The organism is Desulforhopalus singaporensis, assembly GCF_900104445.1.
In the GTDB taxonomy this organism is placed as follows: Bacteria; Desulfobacterota; Desulfobulbia; order Desulfobulbales; family Desulfocapsaceae; genus Desulforhopalus_A; species Desulforhopalus_A singaporensis.
Genome location: NZ_FNJI01000027.1, coordinates 20,589 through 44,055, shown reverse-complemented (window position 1 = coordinate 44,055; position 23,467 = coordinate 20,589). Strand labels below are relative to the sequence as shown.

23 protein-coding genes are annotated in these 23,467 nt (G+C 52.2%); 9 read left to right on the top strand and 14 right to left on the bottom strand.

Features of this window, described 5'->3' with window-relative positions:
* Positions 1 to 90 precede the first annotated feature (90 nt).
* Positions 91 to 591 (bottom strand): rubrerythrin family protein, encoded by a 501-nt coding sequence (locus tag BLQ17_RS16425; RefSeq protein WP_092224854.1) that lies wholly within the window; start codon positions 589 to 591, stop codon positions 91 to 93.
* A gap of 217 nt (positions 592 to 808) precedes the next feature.
* Between BLQ17_RS16425 and BLQ17_RS16420 the strand changes: the two genes are divergently transcribed.
* A complete protein-coding gene (locus BLQ17_RS16420) occupies positions 809 to 2,029 on the top strand; it encodes a class I SAM-dependent rRNA methyltransferase (protein ID WP_218121822.1) in 1,221 nt (406 codons plus the stop codon).
* 20 nt (positions 2,030 to 2,049) lie between these two features.
* On the opposite strand, the gene BLQ17_RS16415 is transcribed toward BLQ17_RS16420, so the two are convergent.
* The 5 genes from BLQ17_RS16415 to BLQ17_RS16400 all read right to left on the bottom strand — a co-directional run bounded on the left by BLQ17_RS16415 (position 2,050) and on the right by BLQ17_RS16400 (position 5,836).
* Entirely contained in the window at positions 2,050 to 3,282 is a 1,233-nt protein-coding gene (locus BLQ17_RS16415; RefSeq protein WP_092224808.1) for an aminotransferase class I/II-fold pyridoxal phosphate-dependent enzyme, read from the bottom strand.
* A 199-nt stretch (positions 3,283 to 3,481) separates the two neighbouring features.
* On the bottom strand, positions 3,482 to 4,399 hold the full coding sequence (locus BLQ17_RS16410; RefSeq protein ID WP_092224806.1) for a tRNA modification radical SAM protein MnmL/YtqA: 918 nt from the start codon (positions 4,397 to 4,399) through the stop codon (positions 3,482 to 3,484).
* Positions 4,400 to 4,472: 73 nt separating this feature from the next.
* On the bottom strand, positions 4,473 to 5,060 hold the full coding sequence (locus BLQ17_RS16405) for a nitroreductase family protein (protein ID WP_092224804.1): 588 nt from the start codon (positions 5,058 to 5,060) through the stop codon (positions 4,473 to 4,475).
* A gap of 172 nt (positions 5,061 to 5,232) precedes the next feature.
* Positions 5,233 to 5,433, bottom strand: coding sequence for a winged helix-turn-helix domain-containing protein (locus tag BLQ17_RS23255; protein WP_245695196.1), 201 nt, complete (start codon positions 5,431 to 5,433; stop codon positions 5,233 to 5,235).
* Positions 5,426 to 5,836, bottom strand: a complete 411-nt coding sequence (locus tag BLQ17_RS16400) for a Fur family transcriptional regulator (protein ID WP_245695194.1) — start codon at positions 5,834 to 5,836, stop codon at positions 5,426 to 5,428. Before BLQ17_RS16400 ends, BLQ17_RS23255 begins: the two co-directional genes overlap by 8 nt.
* 387 nt (positions 5,837 to 6,223) lie before the next feature.
* Between BLQ17_RS16400 and BLQ17_RS16395 the strand changes: the two genes are divergently transcribed.
* The 5 genes from BLQ17_RS16395 to BLQ17_RS16375 are packed head-to-tail and all read left to right on the top strand — an operon-like array spanning position 6,224 to position 12,249.
* Positions 6,224 to 8,449 carry an HDOD domain-containing protein gene (locus BLQ17_RS16395; RefSeq protein ID WP_092224802.1) on the top strand — a complete coding sequence of 742 codons (2,226 nt, stop codon included), beginning with the start codon at positions 6,224 to 6,226 and terminating at the stop codon, positions 8,447 to 8,449.
* A complete protein-coding gene (locus BLQ17_RS16390; protein ID WP_092224800.1) occupies positions 8,446 to 10,434 on the top strand; it encodes a hybrid sensor histidine kinase/response regulator in 1,989 nt (662 codons plus the stop codon). Before BLQ17_RS16395 ends, BLQ17_RS16390 begins: the two co-directional genes overlap by 4 nt.
* A complete protein-coding gene (locus BLQ17_RS16385; RefSeq protein WP_176761275.1) occupies positions 10,394 to 10,711 on the top strand; it encodes a PilZ domain-containing protein in 318 nt (105 codons plus the stop codon). Before BLQ17_RS16390 ends, BLQ17_RS16385 begins: the two co-directional genes overlap by 41 nt.
* A 48-nt stretch (positions 10,712 to 10,759) precedes the next feature.
* The gene (locus tag BLQ17_RS16380) at positions 10,760 to 10,945 is read left to right on the top strand and encodes a hypothetical protein (RefSeq protein WP_092224796.1); all 186 of its coding nucleotides are present in this window, start codon (positions 10,760 to 10,762) and stop codon (positions 10,943 to 10,945) included.
* 5 nt (positions 10,946 to 10,950) lie between these two features.
* Entirely contained in the window at positions 10,951 to 12,249 is a 1,299-nt protein-coding gene (locus tag BLQ17_RS16375) for a CDP-alcohol phosphatidyltransferase family protein (RefSeq protein ID WP_092224794.1), read from the top strand.
* Between the two features lie 106 nt (positions 12,250 to 12,355).
* On the opposite strand, the gene BLQ17_RS16370 is transcribed toward BLQ17_RS16375, so the two are convergent.
* The 3 genes from BLQ17_RS16370 to BLQ17_RS16360 form a co-directional block, all read right to left on the bottom strand.
* Positions 12,356 to 13,720: a dihydrolipoyl dehydrogenase family protein gene (locus BLQ17_RS16370; RefSeq protein ID WP_092224792.1), complete on the bottom strand. Its 1,365-nt coding sequence runs from the start codon at positions 13,718 to 13,720 to the stop codon at positions 12,356 to 12,358.
* Between the two features lie 97 nt (positions 13,721 to 13,817).
* On the bottom strand, positions 13,818 to 14,609 hold the full coding sequence (locus BLQ17_RS16365; RefSeq protein ID WP_092224790.1) for a 4Fe-4S binding protein: 792 nt from the start codon (positions 14,607 to 14,609) through the stop codon (positions 13,818 to 13,820).
* On the bottom strand, positions 14,606 to 15,145 hold the full coding sequence (locus tag BLQ17_RS16360; protein WP_092224788.1) for a hypothetical protein: 540 nt from the start codon (positions 15,143 to 15,145) through the stop codon (positions 14,606 to 14,608). The genes BLQ17_RS16365 and BLQ17_RS16360 overlap by 4 nt, the downstream gene beginning before the upstream one ends.
* Before the next feature lie 154 nt (positions 15,146 to 15,299).
* Here BLQ17_RS16360 and rbr point away from each other — a divergent pair, with 154 nt between their 5' ends.
* Positions 15,300 to 15,875, top strand: coding sequence for a rubrerythrin (rbr, locus tag BLQ17_RS16355; protein WP_092224786.1), 576 nt, complete (start codon positions 15,300 to 15,302; stop codon positions 15,873 to 15,875).
* Positions 15,876 to 15,889: 14 nt separating this feature from the next.
* Here the strand turns inward: rbr and BLQ17_RS16350 are convergent, their stop codons facing one another.
* Both BLQ17_RS16350 and BLQ17_RS16345 read right to left on the bottom strand, forming a co-directional pair.
* A complete protein-coding gene (locus BLQ17_RS16350) occupies positions 15,890 to 17,146 on the bottom strand; it encodes a (Fe-S)-binding protein (RefSeq protein ID WP_092224784.1) in 1,257 nt (418 codons plus the stop codon).
* A 16-nt stretch (positions 17,147 to 17,162) separates the two neighbouring features.
* Positions 17,163 to 18,563, bottom strand: coding sequence for an FAD-binding oxidoreductase (locus tag BLQ17_RS16345; RefSeq protein ID WP_092224781.1), 1,401 nt, complete (start codon positions 18,561 to 18,563; stop codon positions 17,163 to 17,165).
* A 257-nt stretch (positions 18,564 to 18,820) separates the two neighbouring features.
* On the opposite strand from BLQ17_RS16345, the gene BLQ17_RS16340 reads away from it, so the two are divergent.
* Both BLQ17_RS16340 and BLQ17_RS16335 read left to right on the top strand, forming a co-directional pair.
* Positions 18,821 to 19,213 carry a hypothetical protein gene (locus tag BLQ17_RS16340; protein ID WP_092224779.1) on the top strand — a complete coding sequence of 131 codons (393 nt, stop codon included), beginning with the start codon at positions 18,821 to 18,823 and terminating at the stop codon, positions 19,211 to 19,213.
* A gap of 95 nt (positions 19,214 to 19,308) precedes the next feature.
* Positions 19,309 to 20,007: an SDR family oxidoreductase gene (locus BLQ17_RS16335; protein ID WP_092224777.1), complete on the top strand. Its 699-nt coding sequence runs from the start codon at positions 19,309 to 19,311 to the stop codon at positions 20,005 to 20,007.
* Positions 20,008 to 20,030: 23 nt separating this feature from the next.
* On the opposite strand, the gene BLQ17_RS16330 is transcribed toward BLQ17_RS16335, so the two are convergent.
* From BLQ17_RS16330 to BLQ17_RS16320, 3 genes are all read right to left on the bottom strand, one after another.
* Positions 20,031 to 20,465, bottom strand: coding sequence for a hypothetical protein (locus tag BLQ17_RS16330; RefSeq protein ID WP_245695192.1), 435 nt, complete (start codon positions 20,463 to 20,465; stop codon positions 20,031 to 20,033).
* 113 nt (positions 20,466 to 20,578) lie between these two features.
* Positions 20,579 to 21,409 carry a phosphonoacetaldehyde hydrolase gene (gene phnX / locus BLQ17_RS16325; protein WP_092224775.1) on the bottom strand — a complete coding sequence of 277 codons (831 nt, stop codon included), beginning with the start codon at positions 21,407 to 21,409 and terminating at the stop codon, positions 20,579 to 20,581.
* 285 nt (positions 21,410 to 21,694) lie between these two features.
* Entirely contained in the window at positions 21,695 to 23,401 is a 1,707-nt protein-coding gene (locus BLQ17_RS16320) for an aldehyde ferredoxin oxidoreductase C-terminal domain-containing protein (RefSeq protein WP_092224773.1), read from the bottom strand.
* Positions 23,402 to 23,467: the final 66 nt, after the last annotated feature.

Below are 23,467 nucleotides of genomic sequence, written 5' to 3'. Positions count from 1 at the left end.
GCCAAGGCTCCCCCCGACCACTATTTTCCGGGGGAGCCGGGGGCTCACAGAGCCGCTGTTAAGCCCATCAACACAATCGCCAGGGGTTGGTTAGTCGACCTGAACGAAGACTTTGCCAAGGGCGCCGCAAACCGGACACTTCTCGGGAGCTTTGCCCACTTCGATATATCCGCAGATCGGACAGAGATAAAAATCGCTCACATCCATATCGGTCCCGTTCTGTACCGCTGCCAGCGCTTTCTGGTAGATATTTGCGTGAACTTCTTCAGCATCGAGGGCAAACTTGAACATGGTCTTGGCCCGGTGGCCTTCCTGCTGCGCCTGGTCGAGCATGGGGGGATACATCTCCTTATACTCAAAAGTCTCGCCGCTGATTGCCGCCTGCAGGTTTTCGGCCGTTGACGCGATCATCTCCAGGGCCTTGAGGTGCCCTTCGGCATGAATCCTCTCTGCTTCGGCGGTGGTACGGAACAGTTTTGCGATATTGGCAAAACCTTCCTTTTCGGCTTTTTTGGCAAAAGCTTTGTACTTCTGGTTCGCCTGGCTCTCACCGGCAAAGGCGTCCTTGAGATTGTCAGTAGTTGTAGCCATCTTTTTCTCCATAGTTTATTTTATATTTCCGGGGAGCAATCCTCCCCTGTTCGGTGGTCTCTCTTTTATTTGCATAAACAGATCCTGAAGATCAAGAACTATTATTATCGTAAATTTTGTCATTAAGCAACTAACGCAGCCCACCCTTCGGGCAATTTACTGCGGACCCCAAAGGCCCGTATGGTCATGGATCAGGTGATTGACGCTGTATTTCCACATGGTCCGACAATACAACCACCACGATTTCATGAAACGCAACACCATTCAGCTCAAACGCAGAGAGGAACGAAGGATCCAGGCCGGACATCTGTGGATCTACAGCAACGAGATTGATACAAAAAAAACACCGCTCAGCCAGTTCACCAAAGGGGAGATGGCTGAGGTGATTGCAAGTGACGGGAAATTTCTGGGCATCGCCTATCTCAACCCTCACTCGCTGATCACCGGCCGGCTGCTTTCCCGCCGCAGAGAACATTTTGACCAGAAACAGCTGGTGCAGCGGCTCGAAGCAGCCCTGGCTCTTCGCAACCGTCTGTTTGACAAACCTTACTACAGGATGGTTTACGGGGAATCGGATCTTCTTCCCGGCCTTATCGTCGATCGTTTTGGCGACCACCTGAGCGTCCAGCTGAACAGCGCCGGGATGGATGTTCTCAAAGAGAGGGTCCTGGACGGATTGAGAAAAGTGGTGAACCCGGCCTCGATCCTGCTGCGCAACGACAGCAGCGTGCGAAAACTGGAACAGCTTCCACTGGCAATCGAAGCGGGATTCGGTGATCCGCCGACAGAGGTGGAGGTGATCGAAAACGATGTAAAGATGACTGTTCCCCTGCGACACGGCCAGAAGACCGGATGGTTCTACGACCAGCGGGTAAACAGGGCGGAACTGTCAAAATATGTCAGGGGCAAAAGGGTCCTTGACGTGTTCTGTTATGTCGGTAGTTTTGCCATCCAGTGTGCCGTTGCCGGGGCAGAAGAGGTGTGGGGCGTCGACGCGTCCCGTTCCGCCCTGGAAAACGCCCTGGAAAACGGCGCACAAAACGGCGTGGAAAACCGGTTTTACAGTGTGTTGGGAGATGCCTTTGAAGTACTCAGAGCATTGCGGGAGGAAGGGGAATACTTTGATGTAATCGTTGTAGACCCACCCGCTTTTATAAAAAGGAAAAAAGACCACGTCAAGGGATTGCGCGCCTACCAGCGGATAGGCGAACTTGCCATGCGCCTTCTCGCCCCCGACGGCATCCTCATGGCCGCCTCCTGTTCAATGCACCTGAAGCGGGCAGAACTCCTTGACGTCATCAGAAGCGGCTCAGTAAAAACCGGCCGCCACTCCCAGCTTTTATTCGAAGGCATGCAGGGTCCGGACCACCCCGTCCATCCCGCAATTCCCGAGACACGTTACCTCAAGGCGTACCTGGCCAGGGTCTACAAGCCGTAACCCCGGCCACCACAGCCATATTACGGCTTGAGCTCAAAACTACCCGCTTCCACCTCACCGTCGATCTCCTTGAGGGCGCGTCTTATCTGCTTCAGGGCCTGGGCCATCCTGTTTTCATTTTCAACCAGAGCAAGACGCAGGTAGCCGTCCCCTTCTTCCCCGAAACCGGCCCCTGGGGCAAGGGCGACATTGGCGCGATTCATCATCTCAATGGAAAATTTTACCGACCCCATCTGCGAGTAGGGTTCCGGAATTTTGACCCAGAGGAACATTCCGGCCTTGGGAACATCGGTTTCCCAACCCATTTTGTTCAGCCCATCGCACAGGAAATCGCGCCGCTTCTGATAGACCATGGCCTGTTCATCTATCTGATCTTCACAGTCGCGCATTGCCACAATGCCTGCAACCTGTATGGCTGAGAAAATGCCATAATCGTAGTAGCCTTTTATCTTGGATAGGCCGCTTATCATCTCTTCGTTGCCGACACAATAGCCGAGTCGCCAACCGGCCATGTTGTAGGACTTGGAAAAGGAACCGAACTCAACCCCCACATCCATCGCCCCGGGAACTTCCAGAAAACTGGGAGCGACATAGCCGTCGAAAGTTATCTTCGAGTAGGCGAAATCGTTTATCACCATAAACCGGTATTTGCGGGCCAGTTTCACCACCTCGGCAAAGAACTCCCTGGTAGCCAGCGCACCGGTGGGATTATGGGGAAAATTCAGCATTACAAGCTTAGGTCCCGGATAGAGCGATTTACACATCCTGTTGATCTGTTCCAGGAATCTGTCTTCAGTGGTAATCGGGATGCGAAGCACATTGGCGCCGGCAATGACCGCTGCGTACACGTGGATGGGAAAGGCCGGGGCAGGGGTAAGGACGGTATCGCCGGGTCCCAGTAATGCCAGGCAGAGATGCGATATTCCCTCTTTTGAGCCGATGGTGCAGATAACATCGTCCTCTCCGGTCAGGTCGACCCCGTAATTTCGCTTGTAGTAGATGGCGATCTCTTTCTTGAGGTTCTTCATCCCGCCGGCCACCGGATACCGATGTATTTTGGGGTCGGCCGCGACCTCGCAGAGTTTGTTGGTAACCTGTTCCGGGGTAGGATCCATGGGGTTTCCCATCCCCAGATCAATAACGTCGTCTCCCGCCCACCGCTTTTCCATCTTCATCTTGTTGATCATGCCAAAAAGATAAGGGGGGAGCTGATTCATTCGATCGGCAAATCGTATCTTAAATTGTTCTTCCATGATACCTCTGACACTCCTTGAGAGCCGCGCTCTTCGAAAACTTTCCCACAGTGCATCCTTTCATAAAAGCATGCGTTACATTATTCATTGCCCGTGCATTACAGGTCCGCCAATAGTACCATTTCTCTGAACAGTTTGCTATGCATAGAAAAACTCTTTAGTTTTTGGCCAGCGACCGGCACCGGCCAGGTCTTCGATCTCAGTAAGGCGCGTACTTCCCCTGCCACACTCCTTCGTCTTTCATCATCGCAACCAGCCGACGACTCAAATCGCTGGCAAGAACATTCCATCTCGGAGCAACGAGAAGATCCGGATGCGACGTGGCCCAGAGTCTGTGCAGGGTCACCCGAGCTGGTATCCGGGGCAGCAGTTGCGTCAGCAGCACCAGATAATCCTCAAGAGAAAAAACGGCCACTTCCCGGCGGAGGTACCTTTTTTCAAGCGGCGTCCCCTTGATCACCTGAAGATGGTGCAGTTTAAGGGCGTCGACCTGAAAACTGCACACAGTTTCCAGCGACCTGATCATGTCCCCGACAGTTTCTCCGGGAATACCGAGGATAAGGTGAGCCCCCAGCTCAAAACAATCAAAGCTTTTCACCAGGTTCGCCGTTGAGACAAAATCGGCAAATCCATGATTTCTGTTAAGAAGGGCAAGACTGTTTTCGTGCACGGACTGTATGCCGAGCTCAATCAAGCATTCCTTGTCATGTTGCAGAACAAGTTCTGCAAGCACCACCAGCAATGTTTTGTCCACACAGTCGGGACGGGTGGAAACGATAAGGCCGATACAATCCGGATCGACAAGCGGAATGGCAAAGTGGTCAAGCAGCTTCTCCCGGGGCAGCACGGTACAGGTTTCCTGCTGAAAATAGGCGAGATATTTTTTAAAACGCCCCTTGAGCAGAGACTTTTTCCCGCTAGCAAGCTGACTTTTCAGATCGTCTTTACTGTCAAGATACGAGGGAGTGAAACTGGACGGGCGGCAGAAAATACAGCCGCCGCGCGCCCTGTTGGGGCACACCACCCCTACATCCAGGGGCACCTTGCCGACACCATGGCCATATTTTTTTCGGTAATGATAACTAAATGTGCGAACAGGCCCACTCTTCTCCACCATAACCTCCCGTCACCAGAGTATGGCGGACGATTCCAGTGTCACTGCAGAAACCATATCGGAAATCCGCCAGTCCTTACGCTTTGTCCAGGTCGATCAGGCAGCTGCTCAGAGGCCTTTTGGGTACATGGTGGACACCGTGTTCGTCCCGCCAGTACTTGATGTCGTCCTCGTCGCGGGACTCCTCAAGGATTACTGTTTCACGGGGCTTTCCGAGGGCGACAACCAACGAGAGCTGCAGGTATTCGGGAACCTTAAAAAGATTTGCCAGCCTCGGACTAAAAGCACCGATCCGGCACCCGCCTATTCTATGATCCATGGCTCCCAGCAGCAGGTTCTGGGTGGCGATGCCAAGGTCGAACTGAGCTTCACCTTCAGATCCCCTGAGGCGGTTGCGGTTGAGGAAGCAGAGCACGTAGGCGCTCGGCCGTTCCCCGGGCGCAGGTCCCTTCCAGTCTGTCAGATATTTCGCCCAGCCAAGGAAGGGGAATATTTTTTCACACATGTCCGGGGTATTGACGATCATATATTGCCACGGCTGACCATTGCGGGCGGAACCTCCGAGCCGGGCAAGATCCACCAAGCTCTGCAGAAGATCGGAACTTATCGGCTCTTTTTCAACAAACCGTCTGAAAGTCCGTACCTTAGCTATCTTTTCCTGCATAACTGTTCACCTCTAAAATCCTAATCGCGTTAACATCTTCTTTTTTTCACCAGCTTTCACCTCCAGCTTTATACCACAATCAGCGGTCAACTTGCCATCATACAAAAAAACCCGTGAACCAAACGGTCACGGGTTTTACTGTCATTTTAACTGTTTTATCGAGCGGAAAAAACTACTCAAGAGATTTTTTGCCGTTCTCGGTTATTCCATATTTGCACCGAACAGGACTGTCTACAAGGCCCTGCTTTTTCATTGCCGCAACATGTTTGCTGACGACTTTTTTATCAAGACCGGTAACCTCCGCCAGGTCCTTGTTTCCACATGGTTTTTGCGCATCGGCCAAAGCCTGCAGTATTTTCTTTTCGTCACTCATCGCCTTTTTTCTCCTTTTCCTCTAAAGCTTGACAGTCAGGGCATATTCCCACTATCTCAAGACGATACCCCGTCACGGAATATCCCCTGACTCTACCTAAATCCTTCTGTTTGACCCCCTGACAGTTATCCGGGAGGTTGTCAACTCGATGACAAACGGCACAATAGATGTGATGATGGTCGCTGGGGTCATAATCGAAACGCTTCTGTCTTCCACTGATTTCCAGCTTACCGATCATCCCCGCATCAGACAAGATCTCCAGGTTCCTGTAAACCGTAGCCAGACTTATGCGCGGCATAAGTTTTTTCACTACATCATAGAGTTCATCGGCTGTCAAATGCTGCTTATTGCTGCGCAGCACCCGGAGAATAATCTCCCGCTGATTTGTCATTCTCAGCTGCATATCCTTATCCTTTTTAGTAATTGATATCAAATGTATTTGATTATCAATTGCACGTCAAGGACTTTTTTACCAAAACTTCAGATGTTACCTGAACAACCTACAATGACAATAACTGTCGGCTGACAAAACGAGGTTTTACCAGGTACTGGAACGCGCCAATATCTACATAAATTTCCAGATAAAAATTTAAAAAAATATTTTAAATAGACATTAAAGATGGTATCACTCAGGGTATAATCTGTTCGGGTGCACCGATTACAAAAGTTTTACAGTCTGGGTGGTTTGCGATCGCCCTCTTCCGGAGGTGTGTCCTCGGCATCATTTTTTTTTCATTTACATTTACAGAATGTGTGACAACACCATCAACATTGCGTCTCAGGTTGAATAATGGTCAGTAAGGAAACCGCTTTTTCCCAGATAAAGGAATCCGGCAATCTTACAACGCTGCCGGAAATCCTGCTGAAATTGTTATCAATCTGTGAAAACGAAAACCCGACAGTAACCGAAATGGCCGATATTATCAGTCACGATCCGGTTCTCTGCGCCAGGGTTCTGCAACTTGCCAACTCCGCTTACTACGGGTTCCGAGACCCGTATTGCACCATTGACCAGGTTATCGGTCATCTTGGTATTAACGCCATAAAAAACCTAGCAGTCACGATGTCCATTCACCAGGTACGGGGGAACAACCATCTCGACCCGGCGATGTTCTGGTACCGATCCCTGCTGTGCGCCTGTATCGCCGAAAAACTTGCACGATACGAGGGCAACACCTCCACAGACGAAGCCTATCTTGCAGGGTTGCTGCACAATATCGGCCAGCTTACTCTGGCCACCGCTTTTCCCGCGCAGTTTGCCGCAATCGCCGCCAACGCCAAAAACAGCGCCGCTGATCTTCTGATACTTGAGGAACAGCTCTTCGGCATGCACCATTGTGAAGCGGGAGCCCGGCTCGTCCGGGATTGGAATGTAAACCCACTCATTGCAGACGCCATTCTCTGCCACCATCTTCCTCTGGCCAAGATTGAGGAAGCGTTCCCGCTGGTAAAGATTGTCTACACCGCCAATGCACTCACCAGAAACGTTATAGATTCCACCTCGGGATATGACATCGGCACAGTCCTGCTCAAAATCGGCCGGCAGGAGCTGGGAAAAATGTCCATGGAGGCGAAAACGGAAGTTGATACAATAGCCTTGAATATGTCTATTCAACTCAGCATCAACTCTTTTAAAGAGAACCTTCCCCACAATGTGCAGGAGAACTCGAACGCCGGGCAGGCACGACCGGTCGTGTCAGGAGCCAATCCTTCTGAAAACAGCAACAGGGAGGAACCGCACCGCAAGTCCGTTCAGGATAAGATCGCCGCACGTGTGACCAATTTCGCCCTGCTCAGCTCCTTTCTTGAAGATTTAACCGAAGCCGACGACATTCAGGCCGTTCTGGCAGCTTTTGAGAAATCGGTCAACATCCTGCTGGGTACCGGCAACACCCTCTTTTTCTTTCCCGACGACAGTGGTGTCCTGCTCAAAGGTGAAACATCGTCCAGAAATATTCTTCACAACATGTGTCACAGCCTGACCCTGCCGGTCAACCAGAGTACAAGCAGGATCGTACAGGCTTTTTCCCGATCCGGGCAGTCTGGATATATCTCCGGCAAAGAAGGTGATAACAGCCTTGCAGACCGCCAGATCCTTTCTCTGCTACGCTGTGAAACAGCAATGTATTTCCCGCTCACAGTCAAGACACAGACCATAGGGGTGGTCGTTCTGGGACTCCCCCTGCACCAGGATTCGCTTTCCGAAAACGACTTTCAGCTCGCCAGGTCCCTGACGCAACAGACCGCCCTTGCGCTCCAGGTGGAAAAAATCAAGGAGCAACGGGAAAAAGAGATCCATTCAGAGAGAATGGAGGCTATCTCCGTCACTGCGAGAAAATTTGCCCACGAGATCAACAATCCCCTTGGCATTATTGCCAACTATCTCGCGGCAATTAAGATCAAGCTGGGCCAGGACCAGAATCTGCAGGAAGATCTGGACACCGTCGACGAGGAGATAAGGCGCATCTCCAAGATGGTAAGCCAGATGCAGATGTTCTCCCAGGCTCCTTTTGCCGATTTTGAACCGGTGGACATAAACCAGGTGGCCGCGGACCTGATACGGATTGCCAAGACCTCATTTTTTGATTATCCGCAGCCAAACATATCTTTTGAACCGGGTTCCGATATACCGCCGATCATCACGTCAAAGGATGCGGTCAAACAGATACTGATCAATCTGGTGAAGAATGCCGCGGAAGCGGTGCCGCCCCATGAACGAATCACTGTCTCAACCGTAAAGTGCAGTGGGACGGACACTCTTGACCAGCATCATATCAGGATAATCGTCTCGGACACCGGCCCCGGGCTATCCGACGTTGTGAAAAACAACCTGTTCAAGCCTTTTGTGACAACCAAACAAAACGGCCATTCCGGACTGGGGCTTTCCGTGGTTCACAAGACAGTGAACGATATAGGCGGCAAAATTAGTTGTTCCAGCGAACCGGGCCACGGCACCACATTCACCATCGCCCTTCCCTTAAAAGCGTCCAAACCACTCACCGGCAGAATAGAATGAACGCAAAGCCAAACATTCTGCTTGTTGATGATGAACCCCGTTTTATCGACAGTCTCCATACCATTCTGAATCACTTTGACTACCAGTGCAGTAAAGCGTACAGCGGGTCCGAAGCACTGGACATGCTCAGCGAACAGGATTTCGATCTCGCGCTTTTAGATGTTGATCTGCCCGATATTTCCGGGTGCGATATTGCCCGGCAGATAAAAGAGAGCAATATCGCGACAACGACAATCATGCTCACCGGCATGAACACCGTCGAAATCGCCGTACAGGCGATGAAAGACGGCGCCTATGACTTCCTGAACAAGCCGCTGAACCACGAGCTGCTGCTCAAAACCCTGGAGAAGGCCCACCAGCACAACCGGTTAAAAAAAGACCTGGTGGTCAGCGAACAACGATTCCAGACCCTCGCCGAGGCCGCCTGGGAAGGTATTGTTATACACGCCGGAGGAAAGATCATTGAGGCCAATGAACAATTTCTTTCACTGTTTCAGTATGGAGCCGACGATATCGAGCGGGGGCTGACACTCAGCGACATTGTTGATACCGCTCCGGCCGATACATCCGCCACCTCGATATTGCAGGGAGAATACGGCAGCTTCACCGTAAATGCCAGGAAAAAGGACGGCACGGCTCTGGTTATTGAGATAAAATCCCGCACCATGACCTACCACAACCGGCCCAGAGCCGTCTGCGCGATCAGGGATATTTCCGAACGGATAAGAGCCGAAGAGGAAAAACTCGCGCTGCAGAAAAAACTTGCCGCAACAAGCAAGTTAAATGCCCTTGGCCTTATGGCCGGCTCCATCGCCCATGACCTGAACAATATCCTGGCAGGAATCGTCAGCTATCCCGATCTGCTGCTGATGCAGATGGATGAAACGAGCAGGTTCTACCCGCAGATCAAGAAGATCCAGGAAGCCGGACAACGTGCTGCGGCGGTGGTCTCCGACCTGGTGGCAATTACCCGGGGCAGCCAGCGCCCGCAGGATGTCCATAACCTCAATGACATTGTCCTCGAGTATCTCAACTCCATCGAACACGGAGAACGGCTGGCCCGGTACCCCGATATCTCGGTTCAGACCAGGCTGCAAAAAAACATACACAACGTTTACTGTTCTCCAGCCAACATTCATAAACTGCTGCTCAACCTGATAGGCAACGGCATTGAAGCCGTAGGCAAGGAAGGGTGTATAACTATTACTACAGGAAATTGTCTCTTTGTTCATCCCGAACTGGCCAATGAAGGCAGAAACCACGGGCTTGAACATGTGCGGTTGACCATCGCCGACAACGGTCCGGGAATCAGCGAAAAAGACGCCGACCGAATCTTCGATCCGTTTTATACAACAAAAATAATGGGCAAAAGCGGCAGCGGCCTCGGGTTGTCGATTGTCTGGAATATTGTCCAGCAACACGGCGGATGGATAGAGCTGAAAAACAACAGACCGGGGGCTGTCTTCGAAATATACCTGCCAGCGACCAACGATCCCTTAAAGCTTGAGCCTGCCGGAAAAGACCAGAAATTTATCAGAGGAGCCGGTGAACATATTCTTATTATCGACGACCAGCAAGACCAGAACGAGACCCTTGAAGCATCACTGAAGAGTCTTGGGTATAACACACATTCAGTCACCAGCGGTGAACGGGGAATCGAATACCTCAAAGAACATCGCGCCGACCTCATCCTGCTGGACATGATGATGGGCGAAGGATTAACCGGCAGACAGGCACTGGAAATCATTCGTAAAACCATACCCGAACAGCGGGTAATCATCATTAGCGGATATGCCAAGCCTGGCGAAATTGAGAAAACCAGGAAACTGGGAGTATCGTTCATCCTGGAAAAGCCTATCACAATCCCCAGGCTCAGCCGTTTCATCAATGAAGCCCTGGGCCGACCGCAGGGTTGTTTTCAGAAGCAAAATTCACAGGACAGTTATGCGGAAAGAGAGAAGGGCATTTGCCAGGGTCAAGGTTGATCTACCGGCAACACTTTATATTTTCGAAGGTGAGATAAGTTATTCAGGGGCAATCCTGGACCTGAGCCAGGGAGGATGTTATTTCCCTCTCGACCACGACGTCACCATCGGCGAACAGTGTGAAGTCATCGTCACGGTCGGCGAAGGGGCTAACGCCGAGACACTCCACATAAAAGGGCAAATCGTTCGTACTGACGGAAATGGTGCCGGTATCCGTTTTTTCGACACCTCTGCCGGAGAAAGCGGGAAGCTCTACTCTCTGCTTGCCAAACAGTGAAAGGAGAACACGTCCGGCCCCCATAACTCCCACCATACAGAAACAGTGATGTCACCCGCTTATTTCCTGCCGGCAGACAGGGCACAGGGCACTTCCATCTTCCCGTATTCCTTGCCGGAAAAGCAATCAACCGTAGACGAGACAACCCATAACGTGGTAAACAGTCGTGACATCCAGGAGGACACAAACAAACGGCTCCTGCCGGACAAGACAGGCTATCACGCAGCAGGATAACAACAATGGACAGAGTTTTTGTAATAAGCATCGCAGCACTTATCGGCACCGGCTTCTACGCGTGGGTATCCCGTGTAATCCGTAACCCGGCAGCCCAAAAGTACGTAGTTAACCACTTATGGTTCTGCCATCCTAACGCCATCTGCTACTGGCGGGCGGCGATGGCACTTATTGCCCTGCCCCTCTATTTTTATTTCGGCATGGAAAATATAGCGATTCTGATTTTCACTTTCGCCGCCATCCTCGACGGGGTTGACGGGGTGGTGGCAAGGAATTGCAACCTTGTCACCAGCTGGGGAGAATCACTCGATCCCTTATGCGATAAACTTACCTATCTCCCGCCGATGCTCGGCTTTGCCTACTGCGGTATATTATCGGTCAAGCTTGTCTGGATTCTCTTGATAATCGAATTTGCCGGTCAGTTTTTTGCGCGCAAGATACTCTCCCTGCTCAACTCGTCCGGAGCTGCCAATAATTTCGGCAAGATCAAGGCCATCATCTGTTTCGGCCTGGTTATTTTCAGCGCACTGCTCGATGAAAATCCATATATAATCAACATTGGCGACCAGGTCCTCATAGCATGCATCCTCCTTGCCGCCGCCTCAATCATCTTTAAATTCGTACCCAACAGGCTCTATGCCGACATCCTCTCTACACTGAACTTCACCTGCGGCATAACAAGTCTCTACATGACCAGCCAGCACAGGTTCGCCTGGGCCATCAGCATCATTATCATCGGCCAGCTTTTTGATCTTTTTGACGGCAGGATGGCGGAAAAGCATGGAGGAACCAAATACGGGCCCTACCTCGATGATATTGCCGACTTTGTCAGCTTCGGTCTTGCACCGGCCTATGTCATTATCCAGTCGGGCGGAAAATTTTCTTGGCTTTTTGCAGCAGTCTTCATCATCGGGGTAGCCTACCGGCTGATCCGGTTCGTCACCATAGACAAACACCGCACAGATCTTCCAGAAGGGGTTTTCAACGGGTTGCCAAGCCCAGCTGGCGCCCTGATCGTACTCGGCGCAGCACTTGTTTTTACTCCCAATATCCTCTCCGCCGTCGCCATATCGTCCACAGTCCTGATGGTCAGCCACATACGTTTTGCCCATTTTGGCAGGATTATCCTGCGAAAGATTCCCAGGCCGATATTTTTTACGGTATGCGCCACCATCGTTGTCGCAATAGCTATCGTTTTTAAAACAAAAAACGTGGAGATGTACGGGTACCTCATTCTCAGCTCGGTCATTTTCTACATGGCGGCCGGCAGAAAGTGCATCCCTCCCGATAACCAAAATTCCTGATTAGCAAAAATCGGCCAAAATTCTGTCGGCTGGTTTTTCCCAACGCCGGATCAAGCCTGGAAGATTTTTTCAATATCCAGGCTGACCGGCTCCTTGATAGAAATTTTTAATCGAGCAGAGGTTCAAGCATATATATGAGATCACTCTCCCGGGACGGATAGGGGCTCATGATGTTAGTCTGGTACAGTTCGGCCGCGGTAACGGAATCGATGACAGCCTGCTTCAGGGTATTGATCAGTCCGGAACCGTTATCGCAGAGCACATGCGCCCCGAGAATCCTGCCGTCATTGTCAACCAGAATTTTATAGCCGGCATGTTTCATGCCGATTCGGCGATAGGTCGGCCAGCTGAGGTCGAGTTCGGTGCTTTTCCAGTACGGTATCTTGTCTCTTTGCAGCTGCTCCTCAGTTTTTCCCACCATCGCCAGTTGCGGATAGGTAAACAGCACTGCGGGTACCGCTTCGTAGTCGATCGGCAGCGACACTTCACCCGTTTCCCTGGAGACGATGGACGCCGCGGCGGTATGCGCCTCCATATCGGCGACCCTTGCCAACTGCGGCGTTGCCGCACAATCCCCTACGGCATATACGTTGTTGTTGGTCGTTCGCATCAGCTCATCCACCTCAATTCCCCGGCGGTTCCAGTTGATTCCTGCGGCCTCGAGATTGAGAAAATCTATATTGGGAATCCGTCCGGCACCGTGGACCACAAGATCCGTCTCATGGATCTCCCCGGAATCAAGCAGCACGCTATAGACTCCGTTTTGTTCCGAGATTGAAGTGATGGATATGCCGGTTCGCACCTCCACGCCATCTTTTCTGCCGGCCATAACCAGCTGGTCAACCATATCGGCGTCAAACGGTCCGAGGACCCTGTCCGTGTTTTCCAGAATAGTCACCTGCTCTGCCCCCAGCCGGGCTGCAAAATGGGCAAATTCAAAAGAAACGAAGCCGCCGCCGATAAAGGTCATACGGCGTGGTATCTGCTTCATTTCAAGAAAGCCGTCGCTTTTTACCAGGTGTTCGGCCCCGGCAAACGAAAGGGCCATTGGCCTGGCTCCGGTCGCGATGACAATAAACCTGGGCGTAAACACCTCATCTCCCACCTGGACCGTCTCGGCATTGACGAACTTGGCCTGCCCTTCCAGATAACGTATGCCGGTTCCTTTCAAGCCGGCAACGGTCTGGGAGGGAATTTTCGAGGTGAATTCATTTTTCGCCGCAACTATCTGGGACCAACTCACTTCTGGCTCTGCGACCACGCCCTTTCCTGCGAGATGGCGTGATTTTGCAACAAGCTCAGTTAATTCATAAAAATATTTCTTGGCCTGACAGCCGGCCAGCGAGCAAACCCCTCCGGGCGTTTCACTTTTCTCCACAACTACGACTTCATAGCCCTCAACGGCAAGATCGTAAGCAACGGTCTGTCCGGCAGTACCGGCTCCGATAACCACCACATCCATTTTTTTCATGCTTCACCCCCATCGACACAAACCCGCATCCTTGCTCACACGCTCCTTCTCACGCCCCGTCGGCTGATACTGATTTCTCCCGCTCCAGCGGGATGTCTTAATAAAAAAGCTCCGGCTCCTTTCTTGCCGCACAGTTTTCATAAAGCCACGCTATTTTCTTCCTCACCAAAGGAGCCGTCACGGCCACCGCCCCTTCAGGGCAGTTTTTGACGCAGCTGCAACAGAAAATACACGCCTCTTCATCGACGCTCACCTGACCGTCAAACAAAATCGCCCCGGCCGGGCAGAGGTCGACACAAAATCCGCACTCACTGCACATCTGCCCATTAAATTGAGGGGTGGCGGGAATCTTGCCCATCCTCTTTTTATACGGTACGTTTCCCGGCACCTCAAGCAACCCGTTACCGATACCCACATCAAGAAGAGCATCCACCCTGCTGCCGAAATCTTTTGCCACGGCCAGATCATTCTCGTCGGGACGTCCCGGAGCCAGCGGCACGGTTTGGCTAGAAAACGAATGTTCCCCGATAAAAGCCCCTCCGGCTATGGTCACAAAAGAGAGCCCGTTTGCGATATCGCGCAATTCGATCAGCGCATCCTCATAATCCCGGTTGCCATAGAGCACGACGACAACTGCCGGCCCCAAACCGCCACGTATTGTCCGCAACCTCTCTGCCGCAAGGGGGGCTACCCGACCGGCGTAAACCGGCACTGCGATAATTGCCAGCTCATCACCTCCCACCTCCGATACCGCAGATACGCCGGGATATGTCAGGTCGACAGGATCGGCGGTTTTGATGGATGAAAAACCCTCGGCGATAGCCTCGACAATTTTTCTTGAGGTGGAGGTTGGAGAAAAATAGACAGGCCGGATTCGTGAAATCTTCATATGTCTTCCTTGTGAGTTGTTGTAGCCACCGCGGTGTCGTACTGGATTACAAGTTGCTTCCTCATCTCTTTAATCATAGCGATACGCTCAGCCACCGCCTTCCAGTTTATATCGGGAATCAGCGCCTGCTTCATTTTTTGCCGGGAACAGACATACCAGGTGCAGATAAAAGGCCGGTTGCAGCGCAGAAGCCGGCATCCCGTCGTGGCAAGATGACAACAGCATCCGTCTTTTTTGCGATAAATCTGGTGCTGAGGCAATTCACCGGTTGCCAGCAACAGATAAACAAGGTCCCTGATATCATACCATACCGTGGCCCGGGCACAGCAAATATCGTCGCAGTTGATACAACTTTCATGACAGAGCCTGTCGAAAATGCTTTCCAGGGATGAATAGCAATCGGCAATAAGCTTCGCCTGCCGCGCCAGTCCCTCCCTGGCATCCCCCAGCTGCATAACGGTCGATTTCAGAGAGTTTTGACATTCGTTCCAGTCAAAACCATGCACCCATGCTTTGCCATGGTCGTGAAGACGCATCTGTTTCCCCTTGAAATTATATACATTTTTTACCCCACCCCAGACAAGTATATTTCATATTACAGTTTGAAAACATTATTTCAACGTGCTATTTTAAGTCAGGCATAGTGAAGCAGCATTTCCTTTCCAACCAGTTACCATCAGGAGTGCAATAATGGCAAAGTTAACAGGAACAGCAACGGAAAAAAATATCCTTACCGCCTTCTGCGGCGAGTCCCAGGCCCGCAACCGCTATACCTATTTCGCCTCCCAGGCCAAAAAAGACGGATTCGTTCAGATCCAGGCGATCTTCGAAGAAACCGCCAACCAGGAAAAAGAACATGCCAAGCGCTTGTTCAAACTCCTTGAAGGAGGAGAGGTTGAAATCTCTGCAACTTTCCCTGCCGGGGTCATTGGAACCACGGCCGACAACCTCAGGGAAGCGGCAGCCGGCGAAAATTATGAACACACCGCCATGTACCCGGAGTTTGCCAAGACGGCAAGGGAGGAGGGGTTCGACCGGATAGCCGATATCTTCCTGGCAATTGCGGTGGCGGAAAAACAGCACGAGAAGCGTTATCAAGACCTGCTGGCGAACATTGAAGCGGATCGTGTTTTCAAAAGAGACCGGGCTGTAACCTGGCGCTGCCGGAATTGCGGCTACCTGCACACCGGTAAGCAAGCGCAAGAACGGTGCCCGGCCTGCGACCATGCCATCGACCATTTCGAACTGCTTGGGGAAAACTGGTAGCCGCGCGCTGTCTTTCAGTCAGGTGCCATCCGCAACAGCAGTTCCAGGATGTGCACGGCCCTGACCTTCAAGCCGGCATGATTAATCGTGTCCTGCAGCTGCATCACGCAGCCGGGACACGTTGTCGCGACATATTCCGCACCACTTTCCTCCAAACCGCGAAGCTTTCTTGCGCCGACAGCCTTGCTCACATCGTAATGGTACAGGGAAAAGGTTCCGCCAAGTCCACAACAGGCGTCGGCATCCTCCATTTCAACAAAATCGACATAGGGCAGCGCCCGCAATAAATCCCTCGGCTCTCTGGTTATTCCCTGTGTTTTCAAGTGACAGGGATCGTGATAGGTAACCTTCACCGGATCGGCCGTTCTTTTTTGTTCCAGGAGTTTTTCCAAAAAACCTTCCTTTTCAAGAAACACGCTGAAATCGACAACTTTATCGGTAAATGAGCGGTCGGCTCCCTCCAGTGTCCGGTAATATTCCCCGATTCCTCCATTACAGGAGCCGCAGGCGGTCACTATCCAGTCAACTTTTTTACCGGCAAAAACCTCTATGTTGTTGTCGGCCAGTTCCTCGACAAGTTTGCCGTGCCCCGACGAGAGCGCGGGTATTCCGCAACATCCCTGGTTTTTCGGCAAAAATACCGAACACCCCATCCGGACAAGGATATCAACCATCATCTCACCGATTTCAGGATAGATATAGGTGATTGAACACCCAGCGAAAAACCCGACGACAGGCCTGCCCGGCTGTCCCTCGGAAAATTCAGGGACCCTGTCGAAAAGATTGCTGAAGGCAGGCTCCGGGACCGTCCTGTTTTCCATTCCCGGCAGCCCAAAGCGCAGGTGCAGCCCGCTGCTTTGTGGTATTTTTCTGCTCCACAAAGGGCGGAGAAACGCCGCCCCCTTGGACAAAGTGTTCTTCATCCTGGCGGAACCGATTGTCCCTGCGAGCAATTTAGCCATGACAGGCAACCCGTTCCTGTCGGTTATTTCCCGCCTCATGGCGCCGATTATACCATCGGTCGGAACCTTGTTGGGACACTTTTTCACACAGGAGCCGCACATCAGGCAAAGACTGATGTCTTCCTGCAATCTCTTTTCGATCCCCGTCTCACCATCCAGCACAGCTGCGGCAAGAGCGATTTTGCCCCGGGCAACCGCCCCCTCTCTTTTTTTCACCAGATACGGCGGGCAGTGGGCCTGGCAGACCCCGCACTTGACACACTTGCGTATGACTTCTTCAAAATCCTTTAATGTCTTGTTCCTGACCATGACCAGACCTATCCCCTTATGCTGACTCCCCGGACGATTTTTCGAGAAAGATCTTGCCTGGGTTGAGTATGTTCTTGGGATCAAGGGCTGTTTTTATCCGGCGCATATAATCTATGGTCGCCGCATCAAGCTCCATGTGCAGGTAGTTCATTTTAGCCGTACCGATGCCGTGCTCTCCGGAGATCGACCCCCGCAGCGCCACGGCAGCACCAAACACTCTGTCCAAAACTATTTCAACCTTCTCCTTCATCCCCTCTTCTTTAAGATCCACCATAATATTTACGTGAATATTGCCATCCCCGGCGTGGCCGAAGTTTACGATCGAGACGCCATATTCGCTGGAAATTTTTTCCAGCTCCCGAATCATGTCCGGCACCTTCGACCTGGGCACAACAATATCCTCGTTGAATTTATCGGGACTTATCTGTTTAAGACTTGGGGAGACGATCCGGCGTACCTGCCAGATTTGTTCAGATTCATCGTCGGTGGCAGCCACTTTTACGGCGAGGGTCCCTGATGGTTCGATGATTTCCCGGATCCTCGCCATCTGTCTGTCCAGCAGATCTTCATCGCCGTCGACTTCCACTATCAGAGCCGCCCTGCAGTTTTCGGGAAGGTCGATACTGCTTTTACCCCTTATGCAGTCAATGGTTGCCCCGTCGAGGAATTCAAGGGTCGTGGGAATAATTTTGGCCCCGATAATTGCCGAGACCGACCTGGCGGCGCCGTCGATTGTCTTAAACAGGACGAGCATGGTCTTTTTCGCCGCCGGCTTGGGCAGAAGCTTTACGATGATTTTCGTTACGATCCCGAGGGTTCCCTCAGAGCCGACAAAAAGCCGCGTCAAGTCGTATCCGGCGACATTTTTCAGAGTCTTGCCCCCTGTTGTTATGATATCTCCCGTGGGAGTCACCACCTCAAGGCCAAGAATATAATCTCTTGTAACGCCATACTTGACACACCGCGGCCCCCCGGCACATTCGGCGACATTACCGCCGAGGGTGCAGAACTCCTTCGACGCCGGATCCGGCGGATAAAAAAGGCCGAGCCTTTCCACCTCCCGCTGCAGGGTTGCGGTCACCACCCCAGGCTCCACCTCGGCGGTTAAATTTTCCGTATCTATGTCCAGAATCCTGTCCATTCTGGAAAGTACAAGTACAATGCCCCCGTAGACCGGCAGACTGCCTCCGGTGAATCCGCTTCCCGCTCCCCTTGGCAATACCGGCATTTCCACCTCATTTGCCAGTTGCACAACCTGTGCGACTTCGTTAACAGATGCGGCATAAACCACTACGTCAGGGAGGTGCTTTTGCTGGGTTGCATCGTAGGAGTGAGTAATTCTGTCCGATTTGGCAGCAGACACATTGTCTGCCCCTACAATCGCCTCAAGGCGCTTAACGACAGCTGTTATATCCATATTCTCATTCTTTCCCGCTAGTTGCGTGCAAACCACGCCAATGTAACTTTTCGTGCTTTTTACGGTATGACTTTTTCGGATAAAAACAATAAGATTTTCCTTTTGTCGGGGAAAATCGTGACCGACATTCCTTCTCCTGCTATTCTGCACTTTGACAAGATCGTTAAGTCGGTGTATTTTAACAGATTAATGTTTCGTTCCAGGAAGCGTTTCACCCGCATGACCTGCTTCCTCCCAAATCCTGTCGGGGATGTCAGATGACCGGTTTTACAATGAGAAATCATAGAATCCAGACTGATTTTAAGCTTAAGGTGCGGCTTCGGGAGAACCGTACTGGTAAAATAATTGACGGTGAGTTAACCGCCATCGTGGTAAACCTGTCCAAAAACGGTGCCAATATACGTATTTCCAAACTCTTTCTGAACAGAACCCATCTTTTTTTCAGCACCTTACAAAGACACACCCATACCCTGATACTTGAACCGGCCCAGCCGCTGCTTGATAAACTCCGGTTCGACGCTGGATTTAAAATCGATGCCCAGTCGGTATGGATGGACAAAGCCACCGACGGTTCCACCTTCCCTTTTATCATCGGGGTAGAATTCATGGACAACCAGAAAGTCTTTTTTTCCGCCATGCAGCAGCAATAACCGACAGCATGGTGCCACAGCGTTGAGGCCTTCTTGAAAACCACCGGCTCCTGCCATATGTTTTATTAACAGTTAACAGCCGCAAGGAGGCCATTATGGTGCAGCAAAATACAGCTATAGTAACCGGCGGCAACAGGGGAATAGGCTTCCAGATTGTCGCCCGGCTCTGCGATCATGGTATCACCACTCTTTTCACCAGCCGCAACCCCCATGATGGGTATACCGCCCTGGCCAGGCTCAAACAGCCGGGCCGGTCACTTGACTACCACCCTCTTGATGTCAGCGAAAGCACGAGCGTCGAGGCGTTCGCATCCTATGTAAAGGCAAAATACCCTAAAATTGACATTCTCATCAACAGTGCCGGAACTAATTACGACACATGGCATAACGCGGCAAATGTCAATATCATCGAAGCCGAGTACACCATGAGCGTCAACTTCATGGGACCCTGGCGAATGTGCATAGCCTTGCTTCCCTGCATGGAGCGGGGCGGCAGAATCATAAACGTTTCGAGCGGGGCGGGCACCATCGCCAGCCAGGATGGCACCACCCCAGCGTACAGTCTTTCAAAAAACGGCCTGAACATGTTGACCAGACACCTCGCAGCATCTCTTGCCGACAGGGGAATTACCGTAAATGCAGCAGACCCCGGCTGGGTTCGTACCGATATGGGTGGTCCCGATGCCCCCAGATCCCCTGGCGAGGGCGCGGCAACAATCGTCTGGCTTGCAACGCGAGAGGATAATAGTACCAGCGGGTGCTTTTACCGAGACAAGAAACAGATATCCTGGTGACTTTTTTCTTTGGCAGTCACCGCTTAAAAGATCAGCCGGTGCCGCACCAGTTTCGGTGCATGGGCACCTATTGACGATATGAAAAAGGCGGCGACAACCGTTGGCACAACCGGGAGGAAACCGTGGACCGCCCCCCCCAGCAGCAGGAGCTTGATAACAACGACAACCCCCGATAATTCCCGGTAAAGCTGTCTGTGACGCAGCCATTCAGTCAACACCAGCACCACTCCGCTGCCAAAAGCGAGAACGATATAACCGCGCGGCGGCTGGACTACTTCAGGGAGAAGAAACGACGCGAGATAGACGGCAACTCCCAGTTGGTGGATTGCCCGAATCACAATTGAAAGATTGAGAACCCAGTACGGCCGGTGGCTGACCCGCCCCATGGGCTGGTCCTGCTGTTTGGCGTGATTGAGCTGCTTTTCTTCAAGCTGTTTTGCAACGTGCGAATCTTTCAACGCCTGGTTCCCCCTGAGAGATTTTATAAAATCCGGCCGACAACACATCTATGGAATTTTTCTTGGCAGCTCTTCCCTGTATGCCTGCCCCGCCTGTGGAAAAATTGTTTGCGTTATGGCCGTTCCCCTCTTGCCAGGCAGTCGTTGATCTGCGCCACGACTCGGGGAAATTCGGTTATGGTATCGATGACATAATGGGCTCCGGCCCTGTACAGGCTTTTTCGCGCCTCGCCAAGACGACGCTTATATTCCACCGGATCAAGCGCGGCCAGCTCCTGCTCACTCACCCCCATCTGATTGCCAGTAAGAGCAATTCCCACACTCCAGACCCCGCCGTTGAGGCCTGTTGCCATGTCAACCGGGGTGTCGCCCACATTGATCACAGCTTCAGGGGGATACACCTGGAGCGCTTCCATGACCCGATAAAGCATCCACGGAGCCGGTCTGCCGCCTTCCACATCCGAGGCACAGACCGCGAAATCGGGTTTATAGCCGGATTCGCCTGCCTTATTCACCACTATTTCAGCCGCATCGGAAAAATAGCCGGTACTGGCCCCTATTTTAACCCCATCTTCCCGCAGCAGAGCGGCCACTTCTACAACACCATTGAGAAGGGTGCTCTTGGCTTCGATACTGTTCAGCAGATGACCGGCAAAATCGTCATACAGTATATCGATGTCACGGTCGCCAATAGCGCGGCCATGGACTCTTTTCCATGCCGCAGCGACTTCGTCAAATTCCGCCATGGCCTTGATGTGATCACGTTTTTCCATGCCCATCGGGATGCGCGCTGCGGCAACACTCACTTCAACCCCTTTGTCCCTGAAGCCGGCAACAAACGCCTCGACCGGAGCCTGGCATCCAAAGTCCACCGTAGTTCCCGCCCAGTCGAAGACCACCAGCTGCACCCGGCCTCCATAGACCCTCTTGTATCGGTATTCCATGATGTTTCTCCATATTGGAGGAGAGATGTTCTTGACAGCAACCGTTTGTAATCAATGTACCGAAACTGCGGGAACATGTAAACTGCAGAAGTGTTAACCTGTCGTGAAGACTGACAATCAGGCCAATTTTTCACCAGGGTTTCAGCTGGCGGAGAAAAAGCGAAGAAACAGCAGGGAACAATCTTGAGCACCGGCCCCTTCCCACCAGGATTGCACAACACCTGGGACAGGGAAGGGGCCGTTTTGGAACAGGAAGCTCTTACAAAAGATACACCAACAGGTTGGTTACCAGGTTCGCGCCTGGGCACACTCCTCATCCGTTATATCGATAACTTCCCCTGTCTCCGGCTGGGTTATCTCGTAAAAGGTCTCGGCGAAACGATGCTCGTTGGCGGTTATGCCGGCCTCACCGTTGAACTTGTGTTCCCTTCGCAGGGTGTCTTTAACGAAATCGTCGAATTCAACGGTGCTGATCTCTACGTCGTAGCGGGCCTTTATCAAATCAAGGAGCGGCGACATATCGTTACGAACCGAGTAGCGGACGAAATTGCACACCCCCATCGCATCCATGCGGGACCCGATCACCTGAAATTTTTTCGAAAGCGCCACCTTGCCCTCTTTGGTCGTAGGTACATCCTCGTCACGCAGGGTAAATCCGAAGGTATGGTCGGCTCCCATGGGAGAAGAGAGATAGGTCATCGCCATCCCCTTAGTGCCCCGAGGCTCATAGGCCGGAATCGCCTGGCCCAGCACATGGGGGGCATGACGAACCCCAAGAACCTGGGCGGCGACCTTGCACCCCGAACCAAGAATACGGCCCAGGGGCGTCTGGTTACGGATATCCTCCATCATCGCGATAGCCGCCTTGTCATCGCCAAATTCCGCGAGACCGGCTTCCATGGCAACCCCGATGGCCGCACCGCAGTCAAGGGTATCCACTCCGGCATCATTTGCCAGCCGGTTCATCTGGGCCACGGTATCAAGATTTTTCAGGCAGAGATTCGAGCCCATCAGCGCCATGGTCTCATACTCGATAGGCGAACAGAGCAGCTTGCCGTCCTTGTCCGGATATACGTTGGAACACTGGATGGCACAGGGATTCATACAGGCGTGCTGGGTAAGGCCTTCGCCGCCCCTCTCCTTGATGGTGTCATACATGGTCTGGGCGTTGATCTTTTCCGCCCCGTCCATGGTTCCGTGGGTGAAATTGCGGGTCGGCAGAACGCGCAGCGACTGGCAGATATCGACCATTGCCGCAGTGCCGTATTTGGTAAATTTAGAGGAAACCGGGTTCTCCTTGAGCAGGGTGATGATCCGCTTGGAACTGCTGCGGAACGCGTCTATGTCATTGTACTCAGCCTTGACTTCACCATCATTGAGGATAACCATGGCAATGATCCGCTTGGCGCCCATAACCGCACCAAGTCCTCCGCGACCGGCATAGCGCGAGCAGACGCCGTGTGGATCGGAACAGGCGATGCCGGAAGCAAAGAGCAGGTTTTCACCGGCCGGTCCGATGGTGACGCATCCGGCCTTATCGCCAAATTTTTCATTCAGCAGATCGGATTTTTCATAGACTCCCTTGCCGACAAGAAAGCTGCCGTCGACAAATTCCACCTTATCTTTGCCGATGACGATAATTTTCCAGGGGGCGTCCGGTGCAGGAGTATCTTCGAGCACGATAGTCCGCAACCCCTGCTGCGCCATTCTCAGCCCGACTATGCCACCCGCATTACTCTCCTTAATACCGCCTGTCAGAGGGCTCTTGCCGCCTATGGATAACCGGTTGGAGCTGGAAACGGTGGTACCGCTCAACACTCCGTTGCAAAAAAACAGCTTGTTCTTTCTGCCAAAAGGCTCACAGGCAGCGGGAACTTCCTCGCTGACCAGGTAAGACGACAACGTCCGCCCGCCAAGCAGAAATCTCTTTGAGTTTTCAGTTGTTCTCTCTACCTGTTCCGTTACTGTATTTATCCTCAATATATCAAACACGTCAAATTCTCCTCGTTTCTTGTTGTGCTTCTGCAGTCACAGCAGACCCTGTGGTTTTAAACTCTG

Bases quoted from the DNA above. Each gene is read 5' to 3' on its own strand.
- BLQ17_RS16425 (WP_092224854.1), bottom strand. From the start codon at position 591: ATGGCTACAACTACTGACAATCTCAAGGACGCCTTTGCCGGTGAGAGC.
- BLQ17_RS16420 (WP_218121822.1), top strand. From the start codon at position 809: ATGGTCCGACAATACAACCACCACGATTTCATGAAACGCAACACCATT.
- BLQ17_RS16415 (WP_092224808.1), bottom strand. From the start codon at position 3,282: ATGGAAGAACAATTTAAGATACGATTTGCCGATCGAATGAATCAGCTC.
- BLQ17_RS16410 (WP_092224806.1), bottom strand. From the start codon at position 4,399: ATGGTGGAGAAGAGTGGGCCTGTTCGCACATTTAGTTATCATTACCGA.
- BLQ17_RS16405 (WP_092224804.1), bottom strand. From the start codon at position 5,060: ATGCAGGAAAAGATAGCTAAGGTACGGACTTTCAGACGGTTTGTTGAA.
- BLQ17_RS23255 (WP_245695196.1), bottom strand. From the start codon at position 5,433: ATGAGTGACGAAAAGAAAATACTGCAGGCTTTGGCCGATGCGCAAAAA.
- BLQ17_RS16400 (WP_245695194.1), bottom strand. From the start codon at position 5,836: ATGCAGCTGAGAATGACAAATCAGCGGGAGATTATTCTCCGGGTGCTG.
- BLQ17_RS16395 (WP_092224802.1), top strand. From the start codon at position 6,224: ATGGTCAGTAAGGAAACCGCTTTTTCCCAGATAAAGGAATCCGGCAAT.
- BLQ17_RS16390 (WP_092224800.1), top strand. From the start codon at position 8,446: ATGAACGCAAAGCCAAACATTCTGCTTGTTGATGATGAACCCCGTTTT.
- BLQ17_RS16385 (WP_176761275.1), top strand. From the start codon at position 10,394: ATGCGGAAAGAGAGAAGGGCATTTGCCAGGGTCAAGGTTGATCTACCG.
- BLQ17_RS16380 (WP_092224796.1), top strand. From the start codon at position 10,760: ATGTCACCCGCTTATTTCCTGCCGGCAGACAGGGCACAGGGCACTTCC.
- BLQ17_RS16375 (WP_092224794.1), top strand. From the start codon at position 10,951: ATGGACAGAGTTTTTGTAATAAGCATCGCAGCACTTATCGGCACCGGC.
- BLQ17_RS16370 (WP_092224792.1), bottom strand. From the start codon at position 13,720: ATGAAAAAAATGGATGTGGTGGTTATCGGAGCCGGTACTGCCGGACAG.
- BLQ17_RS16365 (WP_092224790.1), bottom strand. From the start codon at position 14,609: ATGAAGATTTCACGAATCCGGCCTGTCTATTTTTCTCCAACCTCCACC.
- BLQ17_RS16360 (WP_092224788.1), bottom strand. From the start codon at position 15,145: ATGCGTCTTCACGACCATGGCAAAGCATGGGTGCATGGTTTTGACTGG.
- rbr (WP_092224786.1), top strand. From the start codon at position 15,300: ATGGCAAAGTTAACAGGAACAGCAACGGAAAAAAATATCCTTACCGCC.
- BLQ17_RS16350 (WP_092224784.1), bottom strand. From the start codon at position 17,146: ATGGTCAGGAACAAGACATTAAAGGATTTTGAAGAAGTCATACGCAAG.
- BLQ17_RS16345 (WP_092224781.1), bottom strand. From the start codon at position 18,563: ATGGATATAACAGCTGTCGTTAAGCGCCTTGAGGCGATTGTAGGGGCA.
- BLQ17_RS16340 (WP_092224779.1), top strand. From the start codon at position 18,821: ATGACCGGTTTTACAATGAGAAATCATAGAATCCAGACTGATTTTAAG.
- BLQ17_RS16335 (WP_092224777.1), top strand. From the start codon at position 19,309: ATGGTGCAGCAAAATACAGCTATAGTAACCGGCGGCAACAGGGGAATA.
- phnX (WP_092224775.1), bottom strand. From the start codon at position 21,409: ATGGAATACCGATACAAGAGGGTCTATGGAGGCCGGGTGCAGCTGGTG.